At 68.9% G+C, this 15999-nt stretch carries 15 protein-coding genes and 1 tRNA gene; 13 read left to right on the top strand and 3 right to left on the bottom strand.

Annotation, left to right across the window (positions count from 1 at the left end; genetic code table 11):
- Positions 1–19: 19 nt before the first annotated feature.
- Positions 20–94 (bottom strand) — tRNA-Val (locus tag AZOLI_RS00725).
- A 181-nt stretch (positions 95–275) separates the two neighbouring features.
- Here AZOLI_RS00725 and AZOLI_RS00720 point away from each other — a divergent pair.
- From AZOLI_RS00720 to AZOLI_RS00685, 8 genes are all read left to right on the top strand, one after another.
- Positions 276–1214, top strand: a complete 939-nt coding sequence (locus tag AZOLI_RS00720) for an N-formylglutamate amidohydrolase (RefSeq protein WP_014246649.1) — start codon at positions 276–278, stop codon at positions 1212–1214.
- A 554-nt stretch (positions 1215–1768) separates the two neighbouring features.
- On the top strand, positions 1769–3178 hold the full coding sequence (gene otsA, locus AZOLI_RS00715; protein ID WP_044550256.1) for an alpha,alpha-trehalose-phosphate synthase (UDP-forming): 1410 nt from the start codon (positions 1769–1771) through the stop codon (positions 3176–3178).
- Between the two features lie 38 nt (positions 3179–3216).
- On the top strand, positions 3217–4188 hold the full coding sequence (locus AZOLI_RS00710; protein ID WP_014246647.1) for a glucokinase: 972 nt from the start codon (positions 3217–3219) through the stop codon (positions 4186–4188).
- Between the two features lie 165 nt (positions 4189–4353).
- Complete coding sequence (locus AZOLI_RS00705) at positions 4354–4719, top strand: winged helix-turn-helix domain-containing protein (RefSeq protein WP_014246646.1); 366 nt, start codon at positions 4354–4356, stop codon at positions 4717–4719.
- A 190-nt stretch (positions 4720–4909) separates the two neighbouring features.
- Complete coding sequence (locus tag AZOLI_RS00700; RefSeq protein WP_014246645.1) at positions 4910–6049, top strand: acyltransferase family protein; 1140 nt, start codon at positions 4910–4912, stop codon at positions 6047–6049.
- A gap of 288 nt (positions 6050–6337) precedes the next feature.
- Complete coding sequence (locus AZOLI_RS00695) at positions 6338–6907, top strand: YgjV family protein (RefSeq protein ID WP_014246644.1); 570 nt, start codon at positions 6338–6340, stop codon at positions 6905–6907.
- Positions 6908–7078: 171 nt separating this feature from the next.
- Positions 7079–7657, top strand: coding sequence for a YqaA family protein (locus AZOLI_RS00690; RefSeq protein WP_014246643.1), 579 nt, complete (start codon positions 7079–7081; stop codon positions 7655–7657).
- Between the two features lie 33 nt (positions 7658–7690).
- Entirely contained in the window at positions 7691–8539 is an 849-nt protein-coding gene (locus AZOLI_RS00685; RefSeq protein WP_014246642.1) for a TrmH family RNA methyltransferase, read from the top strand.
- Between the two features lie 8 nt (positions 8540–8547).
- On the opposite strand, the gene AZOLI_RS00680 is transcribed toward AZOLI_RS00685, so the two are convergent.
- Positions 8548–9006 (bottom strand): hypothetical protein, encoded by a 459-nt coding sequence (locus AZOLI_RS00680; RefSeq protein WP_014246641.1) that lies wholly within the window; start codon positions 9004–9006, stop codon positions 8548–8550.
- A gap of 182 nt (positions 9007–9188) precedes the next feature.
- Here AZOLI_RS00680 and msrA point away from each other — a divergent pair, with 182 nt between their 5' ends.
- The 5 genes from msrA to AZOLI_RS00655 all read left to right on the top strand — a co-directional run bounded on the left by msrA (position 9189) and on the right by AZOLI_RS00655 (position 13768).
- On the top strand, positions 9189–9830 hold the full coding sequence (gene msrA, locus AZOLI_RS00675) for a peptide-methionine (S)-S-oxide reductase MsrA (protein WP_014246640.1): 642 nt from the start codon (positions 9189–9191) through the stop codon (positions 9828–9830).
- A 168-nt stretch (positions 9831–9998) separates the two neighbouring features.
- Positions 9999–10532, top strand: a complete 534-nt coding sequence (locus AZOLI_RS00670; RefSeq protein WP_014246639.1) for a PAS domain-containing protein — start codon at positions 9999–10001, stop codon at positions 10530–10532.
- Positions 10529–12466, top strand: coding sequence for a DNA translocase FtsK (locus AZOLI_RS00665; protein ID WP_014246638.1), 1938 nt, complete (start codon positions 10529–10531; stop codon positions 12464–12466). Before AZOLI_RS00670 ends, AZOLI_RS00665 begins: the two co-directional genes overlap by 4 nt.
- Positions 12467–12656: 190 nt before the next feature.
- Positions 12657–13157, top strand: coding sequence for a DinB family protein (locus tag AZOLI_RS00660; protein WP_014246637.1), 501 nt, complete (start codon positions 12657–12659; stop codon positions 13155–13157).
- Positions 13154–13768: a pyridoxamine 5'-phosphate oxidase family protein gene (locus tag AZOLI_RS00655; RefSeq protein WP_014246636.1), complete on the top strand. Its 615-nt coding sequence runs from the start codon at positions 13154–13156 to the stop codon at positions 13766–13768. The genes AZOLI_RS00660 and AZOLI_RS00655 overlap by 4 nt, the downstream gene beginning before the upstream one ends.
- On the opposite strand, the gene AZOLI_RS00650 is transcribed toward AZOLI_RS00655, so the two are convergent.
- Entirely contained in the window at positions 13762–15852 is a 2091-nt protein-coding gene (locus tag AZOLI_RS00650; RefSeq protein WP_244442496.1) for a sensor histidine kinase, read from the bottom strand. The genes AZOLI_RS00655 and AZOLI_RS00650 overlap by 7 nt on opposite strands.
- Positions 15853–15999 lie beyond the last annotated feature (147 nt).

Raw genomic sequence — 15999 nt, 5'->3', positions numbered from 1 at the left:
CGGTTCGCGGCCTTCAGAATGGTGGGCGGTACTGGGATTGAACCAGTGACCCCTACGATGTCAACGTAGTGCTCTCCCGCTGAGCTAACCGCCCACTGTAGCGACCGGCGGAGAAGCGCGTGGCGTCGTTCCGTCCGGCGTGGGCGGGTGTATACCGACCTCGACGCGGGCGCGCAAGCCCTTTCATCATCCCTTGCGCTTTTTTTGTCGGACGGCGGCAGGGCGGCGGGGGTTCCCGTGACAAAAGGCCCCGGTGTCCATTACATCATTGAACCATGGACGCCTCCTTCGACGCGCAGCGCGACGCCGGTGCCGGCGCCGGTCCGGCCATTTCGGCCCCGGCCGCCCCGGCCTTCGAGATTCTGGCCCCGCAGAGCCAGAGGCTGCCGCTCGTCCTGGCGTCGCCGCACAGCGGGAACGCCTACTCGGCCGAGTTCCTCGCCTCGTCCCGGCTGGATGCCCGCGCGCTGCGCAAATCCGAGGACTGTTTCGTCGACGAGATCTTCGCCTTCGCCCCCGGCTTCGGCGTGCCGCTGATCCGCGCCCTGTTCCCGCGCGCCTATCTGGACGTCAACCGCGAAGCCTACGAGCTGGACCCGGAGATGTTCGCCGATCCGCTACCGGCCTATGTCAACACCCGCTCGCCCCGGGTGGCGGCCGGGCTGGGCACCATCGCTCGCGTGGTCGCCAACGGCGAGGACATCTACCGCGGCAAGCTGCGCTTCGCCGAGGCGCTGGACCGCGTCAGCCGCTGCTACACCCCCTACCACAATGCCCTGCGCCGGCTGGTGGACGACACCCGCGACGCCTTCGGCCATGCCCTGCTGATCGATTGCCATTCGATGCCGTCGGCGGCCAGCACCGCCACCACCGGGAAAGGCGGCGGGCGCGGCGGCAACCTTCCCGAGATCGTGCTGGGCGACTGTTACGGCAACGCCTGCGCGCCTGCGGTGATCGACGCGGCGGAGGAGTTCCTGCGCGGGCTCGGCTACGCCGTCAGCCGCAACAATCCCTATGCCGGCGGCTACACCACCCGCCATTACGGCCGGCCGCGCCAGGGCATCCACGCCCTGCAGATCGAGATCGCCCGCGACCTCTACATGGACGAAGCGGCCCTGACCCGCCTGCCCTATCTCGACGTGCTGGCCCGCCACATGACCGAACTGGTCGACACGCTGGGCCTGCTGCCGCCTCACGGCCTGGAACCGCGCTGACGCCGCAAGGTCCCACATCCGCGATTTTTGGGGCCATTGCCCCGCCCCTGCCACAGTTTCCCGCTATCCCCTCGCGGTCGAGTTTCCGCTTGGCATCGCCCCGCAGCCCTGCCCTGGCGCAAAAAAAGGGCCGCGGGCGAACCCGCGGCCTTCAGTCTAGGGAGGAAACGCCCAAGAAGTGCGTTACGCCAACGTCCATGCCGAGGCACGACCGTTGCCGCACTGCACAATATGAGCGCGCGCCCGTCCGGCTTCAAGAGCAAAAAGAATTTCTCATTCATTACATCGCTTTAACCTGCGACGGAGGTATCGCAAAGCGGATAGGGACCAAAGACGTTCGCTGCACTGCAGCATAACCCTTCGTGTGCGGGCATGACCGAAGGGACGGGGCGCGGCCGGACCTTGGGACCGTTGTCTTGAGCGTGACGGCCGGTGCCCGGAACCAAGACCGCCGACGGTCGTTTCAGAGTGGTCCAATGCCGGGTGTCCGCCAAGGCGGTCCGGTTTGCGGGCTGCGGAACGCCCTGCCGGCGGCCAATAAGGAGAAGAACATCGTGAGCAGGCTCGTCGTCGTATCCAACCGGGTGGCCCTGATGGAAGAGGGCAAGCAGGCGGCCGGCGGTCTCGCCGTCGCCATCCTGGCAGCCCTGAAGAAGACCGGAGGCATCTGGTTCGGCTGGAGCGGAAACGTCGTCGACGGCGAGTCCCAGGCCGAACCGACCCGGACCGATGCCGGGAAGCTGACCTATGCCACGCTCGATCTCGGCCGCCGCGACCATGAGGAATATTACAACGGCTTCGCCAACCAGACCTTATGGCCGCTGTTCCATTACCGGCTGGGCCTGATCTCGGTGAACCGGCGCACGCGCGAGGGCTATGAGCGGGTCAACGCCTATTTCGCCGACAAGCTGGAGCCGCTGCTCCGCACCGACGACATGATCTGGGTCCATGACTATCACCTGATCCCCTTCGGCGACGAATTGCGCCGCCGCGGCTGTTCGCAGCGCATGGGCTTCTTCCTGCACACGCCCTTTCCGCCGCCGGAACTGCTGACCGCCCTGCCCAACCACCGCGACCTGATCCGCGAGCTGTGCGCCTACGATCTGGTCGGCTTCCACACCGCCACCGACCTGCGCGGCTTCTGCGACTATATCCGCACCGAGACCGACGGCACGGTGGAACAGCGCGGCGCCTATGGCAGCGCCATGATCCGCGCCTTCGGCCGCACCCTGATGGCGAAGGTCTTCCCCATCAGCATCGACACCGAGGCGCTGGAAAGCCTCGCCCGCACCGCCGGCCGCTCGCGCCAGGCCGAACGGCTGCGCGAGAGCCTGGTCGGCCGCCGGCTGATCATCGGCGTCGACCGGCTCGACTATTCCAAGGGCCTGCCCCAGCGCTTCGCCGCCTTCGAACAGCTTCTGGAAAGCTATCCGGAGCATTGCAACCGCGTCTCCTTCCTGCAGGTCGCGCCGCCGAGCCGCGAGGACGTGCCGGAATACATCGCCATCCGGCGCGAACTGTCGGAGATGGCCGGCCGCATCAACGGCCGCTTCGCCGAGTTCGACTGGCAGCCGATCCGCTACCTGAACCGCAGCTTCGGCCAGCGCGTGCTGGCGGGCTTCTACCGGCTGGCGAATGTGGGTCTGGTCACGCCGCTGCGCGACGGCATGAATCTGGTCGCCAAGGAGTATGTCGCCTGCCAGGACGGCGACAATCCGGGCGTCCTGGTGCTGTCGCAGTTCGCCGGCGCCGCGCATGAGATGGGCGAGGCGCTGATCGTCAACCCCTTCGACATCGAGGGCGTCGGCGACGCGCTGCAGCGGGCGCTGACCATGCCGCTGGGCGAGCGCAAGGAACGCCACGCCGCCCTGATGCGGACGCTGCGGCGCCAGGACATCGGCTGGTGGCGTGAAAGCTATGTGGACGCGCTGACCCGCGCACCGTATGACTTTCCGGTCACCTGAGCATCCGCTCGGCCCACCAGCAGCGCAGGTCCGGACCCATGGCCGTCTCTCCCATCCTCGTTGCCGACATCGGCGGCACCAACGCGCGCTTCGGCCTGATCGACGGCCGGACGGTGCGCGACACGCGGGTGCTGCGCTGCGCCGACTATGCCTCGATCGAGGATGCGGCCACCGCCTACCTCTCCGCGATCGGGCTGGCGGCGCCGGGCACGCCGGGCCGGCCGCGGCGCGGCGCCTTCGCGGTGGCGGGGCCGGTCACCGGCGACCGCATCGCCATGACCAATCTGGTCTGGCAATTCTCCGTCGGCCGGGTGCGCGACGCTTTGGGGCTGGAGGGGCTGGCCGTCATCAACGACTTCACCGCCGTCGCCCTGTCGGTGCCGCGTCTGGCCGAGGAGGACCGCCGGCAGGTCGGCGAAGGCTCTCCGCAGCCGGGTGCCGTCGTCGCCGTGCTGGGGCCGGGCAGCGGGCTGGGCGTGTCGGGGCTGGTGCCGGGGGCGAACGGCCGCTGGACCGCGCTGTCGGGCGAGGGCGGCCATGTCACCATGGCGCCGATGAGCGACCGCGAGAGCGCCGTGCTGGGCCAGCTGCGCAAGGGCTTCGACCATGTCTCGGCCGAGCGGGTGCTGTCGGGGCCGGGGCTCGTCAACCTCTACACCGCCCTGTCGATCCTGGACGGGCGCGAACCGGCCGCCCTTACCCCCGCCCAGATCACCGACAACGCGCTGGCCGGAACCGAGCCCCATTGCGTGGAGGCGGTGGAGATGTTCTGCGCCATGCTGGGCACCGTCGCCGGCAACCTAGCCTTGACGCTGGGCGCGCGGGGCGGCGTCTACATCGCCGGCGGCATCGTGCCGAGGCTGGGGACGCTGTTCGCCCATTCCCGCTTCCGCAAGCGCTTCGCCGAGAAGGGCCGCATGCGCGACTTCCTGGCCCCGATCCCCACCTATGTCGTCATCCACGAGCTGCCCGCCTTCCTGGGCCTCGCCGAGGCTGCCGGGACGGAGTGAGCGCCGCTCCGGGGAGGGGGTGCGGCGTATCGCGCCTCCATCGGTGGCCGCCCCGATTGCCGCACTTGATGCTTGAACCGGTGGGATCGTCCCCACATGGTTGTTCCGATCCCTGTTCGGATCAGATCGGAACGCCATCCCACCGGAAAGCCCCCGACAAACGCCATGTCCACCGACCTTCGCGTCCGCTTCATCCACCCGTCGGGCGCCATCGGCCCCGGCAAGATCGCGTTGCTGGAGGCCATCGACCGCACCGGCTCCATTTCCGCCGCGGCGCGCTCGCTGGACATGACCTTCCGCCGCGCCTGGTTCCTGGTGGAGACGATGAACACCGCCTTCCGCGAGCCGGTGATCCGCACCAGCGTCGGCGGCCGCGAGGGCGGCGGCGCCGGTCTGACCCCGCTGGGGCAGGAGGTGGTCGCCCGCTACCGCCGCATGCAGGAGGACGCCCGCAAGGCCGCCGAACCGCATCTGCGCTGGCTGGACGAGGTGCTGAAGGCGGAGGCGGAGGAAAAAGGCAGCCCGTCCTGACTCCTCCTTGCCCGCTTCGCCCGCGCCTGCCCGGCAAGACCGCGCAAGCGATGGCTTGACACTCCCCGCAATCTGGAAGAACAACCTGACGCGGCGTGCCGATATCGGCAGGGCCTGTCAAGGGGTTCCCGCACGCAGTTCCGTGTAGAATACTTCATGCATCGACAATAAGAAGTTGCAGCTCGCCGCAATGACCAAATCCGTCAACATCGCCTATCTTCCACGGCTCGACCATCTCCGTGCCTTTGCGGCGCTCATCGTCCTGTATTACCATTCGCTCCAACTGCTTCCCCAGTTGCCCGGCGGGGGCCAGATCGAGGGCTGGATTCACACGAAGAGCCCATTTCTGGCGATGGTGGTCGAAGGGCACACCGGCGTCGCGCTTTTCATGGTGCTGTCCGGCTTCATCTTCACATGGGGCGCGGACGGCCGCGAAGTCGCCTATTTCGGCTTTCTGAGAAACCGCCTGCTGCGGATCTACCCGCTCTATGCCTGGCTTCTTCTTGTCGGCATCGCCATGCACCCGGACGCCATCGATCCCGGCAAGATCGTCGAGATGGCGATCCCCTTCCTCAATGCCGGGAACAAGGCGACCTACGGAGTGGCGACCAGCCTGTTCTGGACGGTCGCGATCGAGTTCCAATTCTACCTGATTTTTCCCTTCCTGCTGTCGATCCTGAACCGGCAGGGGTGCCGCCAGCTGATGCTGATGGTGCTGTGCGCCCTGGTCTATCGTCTTATCGCCGACCAGTTCGGCGCCAACTCCCGCGCGGTCGCCTACTGGACAATCGTCGGACGCATCGACCAGTTCCTGATCGGCATGATCGCAGCGGTCGCCTTGCGCCGCCATGGACGCGATCCGCGGATCGGCCCATGGATCGGTCGCGCCTTCCTTCCCGCATGCCTGCTGATGCTGGCCGTCATCACCATCTTCCATCGGGCCGGCGGCTATCCGGTGATCGCCACTTGGAAGACCGTCTGGCCCACCATCGAGGCCTGCGGCTGGGCGCTGGTTGTCGTGACCTGCCTGTCGGTCCGCATCCCCGGCTCCCGCATCCTGTCGATGGCCGCGGCCTATGTCGGTACGATCTCCTACTCCATCTATCTGACCAACTTCATCGTCATCACACAGGTCGCAAAGCACATTGGCGCCCTGACGATGGTGCCCAACCCGCATGTCAACGCGCTGCTGGTCTGCACCGTCGTCGTGCTGCCGGCCTCCATCGCCCTGTCGGCACTCACCTTCCATGCGATTGAACAGCCGTTCATGAAGATGCGGAAGACATACATGCTCGACGCGGCGCGGCCGTCGCCGGCCTTCGCCACCTGATCGACGGAACAGGGCGGGTCCGCAAAGTATCGGTAAAATTACCGAAGCACTGCGGTCCGTCTTTTCTTCCATGCGCGCGCTGCAGCCCTGGGCACCGGGAAGCCCGGTGGTGCGGCGGCGTGGCGCGCCGTACATATGGCTCCGTTGCAGCTCGGCCCCAGCGTGACCGTTCGGCAACAGAGACTTTTCCCCATACACGATCCACCTCCGCCACCCGAACGGGCCGCCTCCGCGGCACCGCAAGGGCCCCCTTGCGCCCTTCAGCCCCCCTCCCGAGCCACCCGCGCCATGCTGTCCCTTCCCCTGCCCGTCACCGCCGCCGATGCCTTCGGTGCGGCGGCCTTCGCCGGTTCGTGCCTGTGGCCGCTGATGAAGAAGCGCCGCGCCCTGCTGGCCGGGCAGGCGGCGACCAACCTGATGTTCATCATCCATTATGTGCTGCTGGGCGCCCACACCGCGGCGGCGCTGTGCCTGCTGGTGGTGACGCAGGCGCTGGCGGCCATGCCGGAGGGGCGCAACCGCTGGCAGACCGCGGCCTTCGCCGCCACGGTGCCGGCCATCGCCGCCATCGCCGCCTTCACCTGGTCGGGCCTGCCCTCGGCGCTGTCCAGCCTGGGCATCACCTTCTCCACGCTGGCGCGCTGGCAGTCGGATGCGGTGCGCATGCGCCTGCTCCTGCTGGTGGCCGGCGCCTTCTGGATCAGCCACAACGCGCTGGTGATGTCGCCCTTCGCCATGGCCTCCGACCTCTTCAGCGCTTGCGCCAACCTGCTGCGCCTGCGCGGCGAGCGCCGCAAGACCGCTCCGGCAGCAGCCGCCACGGCCAACACCACACCGGCAGGTCTGGCCGCCGCCTGACGACACCGGCTTGAAGCCGTTCCGCATGACCGGGCTAACGCCTCCGGATGGGTCCCATCCGTCCGGGGGCGATCGAATTGGGCACTGGCGCACCGGCACGCTCCCGCCTAAAAGGAGCCACCGGCGCTTTATGGCGCACCGCAACGGCAGCGACGAAGGGCAGTCCAATTCATGCTGAAGCGTCTTTACGACTGGACCATGGCCAAGGCCGCGTCGAAGGATTCGACCAAATGGCTGGCCGGGGTGTCCTTCGCCGAAAGCTCCTTCTTCCCGCTGCCGCCGGACCTGCTGCTGGTGCCGATGGTCATCGCCAACCGCAAGGCGGCGTGGAAGCTGGCGACGATCTGCACGCTGGCTTCGGTGGTCGGCGGCATCGCCGGCTACATGATCGGCTATTTCCTGTACGAGACCATCGGCCGCTGGGTCATCGATTTCTACCACCTGACCGACAAGTTCGAGCAGCTGCGCCAGACCTTCGTCGATTACGGGGCGGAGATCCTGATCATCAAGGGCATGACGCCCATCCCCTACAAGCTGCTGACCATCACCGCCGGCGTGGCCCATCTGCCGCTGTGGGTGTTCATCGGCGCCTCGATCATCTCGCGGTCGATGCGCTTCTATCTGGTCGCGGCCCTGCTGTACTTCTTCGGCCCGCCGATCCGCGCCTTCATCGAGAAGCGGCTGACGCTCGTCACCAGCGTGTTCGCGGTGGCGCTGATCGGCGGCTTCCTGGTGGTGAAGCTGCTGTAACCCGCCACCTTATTTCAGACAGACAGGACCTTCATGCCTCCGCGCGGGCGCCCGCCCCATCCCAGCCGCACCCGCCCCCACCACGCCAGGACCGCCACCCCCTCCGCTCCGTCCGCCGCCCCGGAGCCCACCGAGCAGCGCAAGCTGTTCCGCGTCGCCGGGCTGGCCGCCGTCTCCGCCCTGTTCGCCCATGAGCCGGAGCGGGTCGAGCGCCTGTTCTTCGACGAGCGGCTGAAACCGGCGGTCGGGGCCTTCTGCAAGGCGATGGCCGCCGCCCGCAAGCCCTACCGCATGGTGGAGGGCGAGGAGTTGGCGAAGGTCGCCGGCACCGTCCTGCATGGCGGGGTGGTGGCGCTGATGGCGCCGCGCAGCGTGCCGCTGTTCGATCCGGAGGTCGCCCGCCGCGCGGGCGAGCCGCTGCTGATCCTGGACGGGGTCGGCAACCCGCACAATCTGGGCGCCATCCTGCGCACCGCCGCCTTCTTCGGCCTGCCGCGCGTGCTGGTTTCCGACCATCCCGGCCAGGCCCTGCCGTCGGAGGCCGCCTATCGCGTGGCGGAGGGCGGGTTCGAGTGGGTGACGCTGGAACGCGCCCCAGCATTGCCCGCCCTGCTGAAGCGGCTGCGCACCAGCCACCGGGTGTTCGGCACGGCGCTGGACCAGAGCCGCCCGACCGTCGATGCCGGCGCGCTGACCGGCTGGCGCGGCAACCGGAACACAAAACCGCCCGCCGTCATCCTGGGCAACGAGGAGGATGGCATCCCGCCGGCCACGCTGGCGGCCTGCGAGGCGGTGCTGACCATTCCCGGCAGCGGGCGCGTCCAGTCGCTGAACGTCGCCGCCACCGCCGCCATCCTCATCCACGCCCTGGCGGCAGGCTGACGGCGCCCTTACCCGAGCATCAGGATCAGCAACACCGCCACCGCGGCGACCGACGCCAGCGGCAGCAGCTCGACGCCGTCGCGCGTCCAGGTCGGCGCGGCGTGGTGGTGGCCGCCGTGACCGCTCCCGATGTCGTCGGCCCAGCCATGGCGCGACGGCACGGCACCCGGAGCCGAGACCGCCGGTGCGGCCGGGCTCGCCATGTCCACCACGCCGTCGCCGCGGCGGTAGTCGCCACCCTGCCGGGCCAGCGCCGGGTTGGGACGGCCCTGCATCAGGCGGGAATCGTCCAGTTCGACCTCCACCCCGGCCGCTTCGACCCGCTCGATCACCGCGGCGGTTTCCTCCGGCGTCATCGTGTCCACGGGCAGGACGCTGCCCAGCGCCTCGGCGCTCAGGCGGTTGCCGTTGCGGCGGCCAAGGTCGATCAGCGATTCGACGACGCGGTCGTCGGTGGTGCTCGCCATGATGACTCTCCTTTCTCAAGTTCCTCCTGGCTCACAGGGTCAAACACAGGGAAACGCCCGAAGGTCCCCGAAAACCGACGGACAGGCGCGGACAGCCACCCCTGCGCCATCTTGCCGCGGCCGGGCCGTGACCCGACATAAGGGGTTCCTCCAACGGATCGCTACTGATGGGAGACCCGACCATGCTGGGGCATTTCATGCGCAAGCCGCCGACGCTGCCGACGCCGGAGGAGGCGCTGCCCGGCCGCAGCCAACCCGTTCCGGTGCCCGACAAGCATCACGTCAACGGCCACCGCCTCGCCCCACCCTACCCGCCCGGACTGGAGGTCATCGACCTCGGGCTCGGCTGTTTCTGGGGGGCGGAGCGCAAGTTCTGGCAGGTTCCCGGCGTCTGGGTGACCGCCGTCGGCTATCAGGGCGGCTACACCCCGAACCCGACCTATGAGGAGGTCTGCTCCGGCCGCACCGGCCACACCGAGGCGGTGCGCGTCGTCTATGACCCGGCCATGGTGACGGCCGAGGACCTGCTGCGCGTCTTCTGGGAATCGCACGACCCGACCCAGGGCATGCGCCAGGGCAACGATGTCGGCACCCAGTACCGCTCGGCCGTCTACACCCACAGCCCCGCCCAGACGGCGGCGGCGGAGGCGACGCTTGCCGCCTATCAGGAGCGGCTGGCCCAGGCCGGCTACGGCCCGATCACCACCGAGATCCGCGAGGCGCCGCCCTTCTACTTCGCCGAAGCCTACCACCAGCAGTATCTCGCCAAGAATCCCAACGGCTATTGCGGGCTGGGCGGCACGGGCGTCACCTGCGCCGCGTGATGAAGCGCGGGTAAAAGCCGGCGGGTAAAAGCCGGATTTCGGCGCACCCGCCGGGCCTGGCCCTTGCGGTTGCGCCGAACCGGCCCTTGCGGGTATGGTTCCGGCGGCTCTTGAAAGCTCCGGCGGCGTTACCCCCGCGGGAGCGCCGCCCGTCCAGCTGCGATTGTCATGACCAAGGAAAGAACCGAGCTGGCGACGCCGTCCCTCAGCGGCCTGCTCGAATTCTGGCTCACCAAATCCGTCGCCGGCCGGCCGCCGGTCCCCAGCAGCATCTCCCCGGCCGACCTGCGGCCGTGGAAGGACAACATCGTCGTGTTCGAGGTGATCGGGGAGGAATCCGGCACCTTCGTCTATTCCTATTATGGAAAGGCGCTGGTCGCGGCCTTCGGCCAGTCGCGCCTGGGCGCCACGCTGGACGATCTGCCGCCGGAGCAGCGCGCGGTGCTGCAGCCGGAATACGAGACGGTGCGCCGCGAACGGCTGCCCGTCGCCCGTGTCCACACCGCCGTCTTCGGCGGCCGCAGCCGCAGCTTCGAACGTCTGGTGCTGCCGATGTCCAGCGACGGAGTCGGCATCGACAAGCTGCTGGTCGCCGCCTACGAGATGACGCCGCGTGAGTTGGCGGCGCGCCCGCCTCTGCCAGGAGGCTCCTCCTCCGGTCCAGTCCCCCTCACCGTTCAGAAGCCGGGAGCCTCGGCATGACTCCGCGTATGCCGCATCTCGCCGCCCCGCCCACCCAGGCGGGCGTGGTGACCGCCGACGAGTTCAATCTGTGGTGCGCGCTGAACGGCCGCCCCTTCAACCTCGTCCCCAACCCGCGCCCCGACGGCCGCGTGATGTGGGATGTGGAGGTTCTGCCCGGCACCCCGCGCGCCGGCACCGTCTATTCCACCAACCTGTCGGACGAGGCGCTGGCGGTGGTCGCCGGTTTCGCCTTCCTCTCCGGCGTCGAATGGGCCTATGAGGCGCGCGACCCGGCGGAGGCCGATTCGCCCGCCGCCTCGCCTGCCGCGCCCCCGTGCGAGGCTGCGCCGGCGCCGGACGCGGCAAGCCCCCGCGCGCCCGCGCCTGCCGCACCGCAGGCCGCGCCCACCGCCACCGGCCCGGTGGACTATCCTGCGGTCTATTCGCTGCCGACCGTCTCGCTTCTGCAGACCCCGCCGCCGCGCCCGGTGCAGCAGCATGACGAATCGGTGCTGGCCCGCAACGCCCGGATGCTGGAAACCGTCCTGAAGAACTTCCGCGTCCGCGGCGAGATCATGGACGTGCGTCCCGGCCCGGTCGTCACCCTCTACGAGTTCGAGCCGGCGCCCGGCACCAAGTCGGCCACCGTCATCAACCTGACCGACGACATCGCCCGTTCGATGAGCGTGGTGACCGCCCGCATCGCCATCGTCCCCGGCCGCAGCGTCATCGGCGTCGAGCTGCCGAACCCGGTGCGCGAGATGGTTTACTTGCGCGAAAGCTTCGACCACGACGCCTTCCGCAACACCACGGCCCAGCTCGCCATCGCGCTCGGCAAGGACATCAGCGGCGAGCCGGTGGTGGCCGACCTCGCCCGCATGCCGCATCTGCTGGTCGCCGGCACCACCGGTTCGGGCAAGTCGGTGGCGATCAACACGATGATCCTGTCGCTGCTCTACCGGCTGCCGCCGGAGCGCTGCCGCTTCATCATGGTCGATCCCAAGATGCTGGAGCTGTCGGTCTATGACGGCATCCCGCATCTGCTGACCCCCGTCGTCACCGATCCCAAGAAGGCGGTGGTGGCGCTGCGCTGGGCCGTGCGCGAGATGGAAAGCCGCTACGAGGCGATGTCCAAGCTGGGCGTGCGCAACATCGAGGGCTACAACGCCCGCATGGCGGAGATGATCGCCGCCGGCGAGAAGATGCCGCGCCGCGCCCCGGCGCCGGGCGAGCCGGAGAATGTCTTCGACCTGACTCCGTCGGAGCCGACGCCGCTGCCCTACATCGTCGTCATCGTCGACGAGATGGCCGACCTGATGCTGGTCGCCGGCAAGGAGATCGAGGCGGCGATCCAGCGCCTCGCCCAGATGGCCCGCGCCGCCGGTATCCACCTGATCATGGCGACGCAGCGCCCCTCGGTCGACGTCATCACCGGCACGATCAAGGCCAACTTCCCGACCCGCATCAGCTTCCAGGTCACCAGCAAGATCGACAGCCGCACCATCCTGGGCGAAGCCGGGGCGGAGCAGCTGCTGGGCCAGGGCGACATGCTCTACATGCAGGGCGGCGGCCGCATCACCCGCGTCCACGGCCCCTTCGTCTCCGATTCGGAGGTCGAGGAGATCGTCCAGTACGTCAAGGCGCAGGGCGCCCCCAACTACGTCACCGCCATCACCGAGGAGGAGGAGGAAGCCGCCGCGGTGGAGGACGAGGAGGGCGGTTCGGGCGCGACCGGCGACGACCTCTACATGCAGGCGGTCAACCTCGTGGTGCGCGAGGGCAAGGTGTCGGTCAGCTTCATCCAGCGCCAGCTGCAGATCGGCTACAACCGCGCCGCCCGCCTGGTCGAGCGGATGGAGACCGAACGCGTCGTCGGCCCGGCCAACCACCAGGGCAAGCGCGAAGTCCTGCTGTCCCACGCCGGCCTGTCGGCCAAGCGCGCAGGCGTGTGACCAATCCTCCCTCTCCCGCCCCGGGAGAGGGAAGGGGCCCATGCGGAGCATGGGAAGGGTGAGGGGTGAGGCACGAAGCCATGCGGTTCGGGATTCTTGCCCTCCCCCTCACCCTCCCCACGCCTTCGGCGCGGGTCCCCTCCCTCTCCCGGGACGGGAGAGGGCATGTACTCAACGCCAAAGGCCCCCCATGGACCCCAAGCCGCATTTCGAGACCCTCGCCCGCTACAACAGCTGGGCCAACCGCCGCCTTTACGAAGTCGCGTCGCAGCTGTCCGACGCGCAGTTCCGCGAGGACCGCGGCGCCTTCTTCCGCTCGGTCCGCGGCACGCTGAACCACATCCTGGTCGCCGACCGGGTGTGGCTGGAGCGGATCGAAGGGGCCGGGCCGAAGCCGTCGTCGCTCGACGAGATCCTGTTCGACGACTTCGCGGACTTGCGCGCCGCCCGCGAGGCGGAGGACGAGCGCATCCTGCGCGTGCTGGCCGCCACCGCGGATGAGCGGTTCGAGTCGGTCCTCTCCTACCGCAGCATGGCCGGCACGCCCCACGAGCTGCCCTTCGCCCAGGTGCTGACCCACGTCTTCAACCACCAGACCCACCATCGCGGGCAGGCGCACGGCCTGCTGAGCCAGTTCGGACTGGAGGCTCCCTCCATCGACTTCGTCTATTTCCTGCTGGAGCCGAAATGAGCCGCCCCGTCACCGATCTCGCCACGCTGGAATCCCTTTATGGCGACGCGGTCGCCGCCTCCATCGCCAAGGAGGTGCCGGCGCTGACCCCCGGCTACCGCGCGCTGATCGAAGCGTCGCCCTTCTTCGTTCTCGCCACCGGCGGGCCGGGCGGGCTGGATGCCTCGCCGCGCGGCGACGAGCCGGGCTTCGTCCGGGTGGCCGACGACCGCACCTTGCTGATCCCCGACCGCCGCGGCAACAACCGCATCGACAGCCTGCGCAACATCCTGGCCGACCCGCGCGTCGGGCTGTTGTTCCTGGTGCCGGGGCTGAACGAGACTCTGCGCGTCAACGGCCGCGCGGTGATCGACACCGACCCTGCGCTGTGCGACAGCTTCGCCGTCGACGGCAAGGCGCCGAAATCGGTGCTGGTCGTCTCCATCGAGACGGTGTTCTTCCAGTGCGCCCGCGCCCTGCTGCGCTCCCGCCTGTGGGATCCGGCGGCGCAGGTGCCGCGTGCCAGCCTGCCGTCGGTGGGGTCGCTGCTGGCGGAGGCCAGCGCCGGGCGCGAGGGCGGCGACGCCTACGACCGTTCGCTGGCGGAGCGGATCCCGCAGTCGCTCTACTGAACCGGCAGCCGTCCGGCCGGCGGGCCGGCCTCCACGCCCTTCCCCGCCCCGGCGGTTTCCGGCTCTCCGACACCCGGCAGCCGGATGGTGAAGACGGAACCGACGCCCGGCGCGCTTTCCACCGCCAGGGTGCCGCCATGGGCGGCGGCGATCCGCTGCGTCATGTAAAGCCCCAGCCCCGACCCCTTCGTGCCTTTCGAGGAAGATGCGCGGAAATAGATGGAGCCGATCCGCTCCACCTCCTCCGGCGTCATGCCGCGGCCCTGGTCGGCGACACGGATGACCAGATCGCGCCCCGACAGACCCGCCGCCACCCGCACCGGCGTGCCGGGCTGGGAATAGCGCAGCGCGTTGCGCACCAGATTGGCGACCGCCACCCCCAGGAACGGCACGTCGACCCGCAGCAATCCCTCGGGCGTCTCGACCGTCACGACCAGCCGCGATTCGCCGTCGGCCCCGGTCAGCCCATCCAGCGCCTCGTCCATCAGCATGTCGAGCGGCACCGTTTCCGGTTTCAGCGCCAGCGCCCCCTGGTCCAGCGCATCGGCCGACAGGAACAGCTCCACCAGATCGGACATGCGCCGGGTGGTTTCCACGATGCGGCGGACGCGCGACTGCATCGACGGCGTCTGCACGTCTCCCGACAGTTCGATCATCTGCGCCGCCCCCTGGATGGCGGCGAGCGGGGTGCGGAACTCGTGCGACAGCATGGCGACGAAGGTGCGCTGCTCCTCCGCCCGCTTGGTGGCGAAGGCCGATTCCTCCTGCGCCCGCACCCGCTCCACCTGCAGGGCACGGATGCGCAGCGCCAGACCGGAGCCCAGGCACAGCATCGTGGCAAGGACGGCGATCTGATAGGGGTCGGCGAACAGCAGGTCGGTCGGCAGGCTGCCGCGCACGACGAACTGGGTCAGCGTGTTGCCGGAAATCGCCGTCAGGCCGCTGGCGGCATAGTAGCGCGCGCTGGTGTCGGCGGGATTCCTGACCGCCTGCCGGATCGACAGGATTGCCCCGACCAATGTCGAAAGCGTGGCAAGCAGCAGGAGCAGCGGATTGGTGATCGAATAGGTCCATGACACCGCCGTCGGGACCGACAGGATCGCCAGCCAGCGGATGACCGCGTAAATCCGGTGCAGGCGCGGATAATGGACCCGCAGGTCGAGGATGCGGTCCCACATCGACACCGCCGCGGCGATGCCGAGGAAGGCGCTGCTGCCGACCACCAGATTCTGCAGCCAGCCCGGCATGTCGGGCAGCAGCACCGCCGCCACCCCGGTCGAAAAGAGATAGAAGGTGAAGACGCTCGCGACATAGGCGGTGAAGGCCAGCAGCGCCCCGTCGCGCAGAAGCAGCCCCAGCGCGACATAGCCCAGCGTCAGGATCGCCAGCACGCCGAAGAACAGCCCCTGGAACAGCAGGTTCGTCATCTGGAAGCCGGCATAGGCCGGCACGGCATAGACCGACGCCCGCAGCGTGATGGAACTGACCGACTCGACGCGAAGATAGAGGGAGATCGGCTTGTCCTCAGGCAGGGTCAGCTGCGTGGCATGCAGCCTTGTCTTCAGCGGGCGCTCGCTGAACGGCACGAAGTCGCCCATGCGGACGAGGCTGTAGCCCGCCGCGTCGCCGGACAGGGCCGGATCGGGCACATACAGGTCGAGCCGGTCGATATAGGCCTCGCCCAGTTCCAGGATCCAGCCGGCCGGCGCGCCGCGCTCGCGCAACAGGTCGAACCGGTACCAATGGACATCGGGGGTCTGACCGGCGCCGCGGAAGATCGTCTGCGGTTCGAAACGGCCCTCGGCATCGGCCCGCAGCACGTCGCCGAAACCCAGACTGTGGTCGCGGTCGATCAGCCGGGCAAAATGCCCGGCAAGGGTGGCCCTGTCGGTCGAGGCCGTCAGCCGCAGCGGCTCGGCGGTCTGCACCGCCGCCGGCTGTTGTGCCTGCGCCCAGGCCTGTGCCCAGGCCGTCGCCGGCACGAATACGGCCGGCAGGCACAGGGCCAGCGCAGCCAGCCGCAGGAACCGGAATGCCACGGCAAGCCGGCCCCCCGCCCGCACCATCCATCGGTTGCCAGTCACGATGCTGCTCGGCCCCTCCATCGTCTCCGCCTAAGCTTACGGTATGAAGCATCCAGTCGAAAGGCGCAGGATCGGGCGCAGCGGGCCGGCGCTGCACGGATTAGAGTCCGTCTGGTGCTTATTGAAGCACCAGACAGACTCTAAGCT

The sequence above is a fragment of the Azospirillum lipoferum 4B genome (assembly GCF_000283655.1).
GTDB classification, from domain to species: domain Bacteria; phylum Pseudomonadota; class Alphaproteobacteria; order Azospirillales; family Azospirillaceae; genus Azospirillum; species Azospirillum lipoferum_C.
The sequence above is the reverse complement of the archived record's forward strand: the minus strand, read 5'-3'. Positions and strand labels throughout refer to the sequence as shown.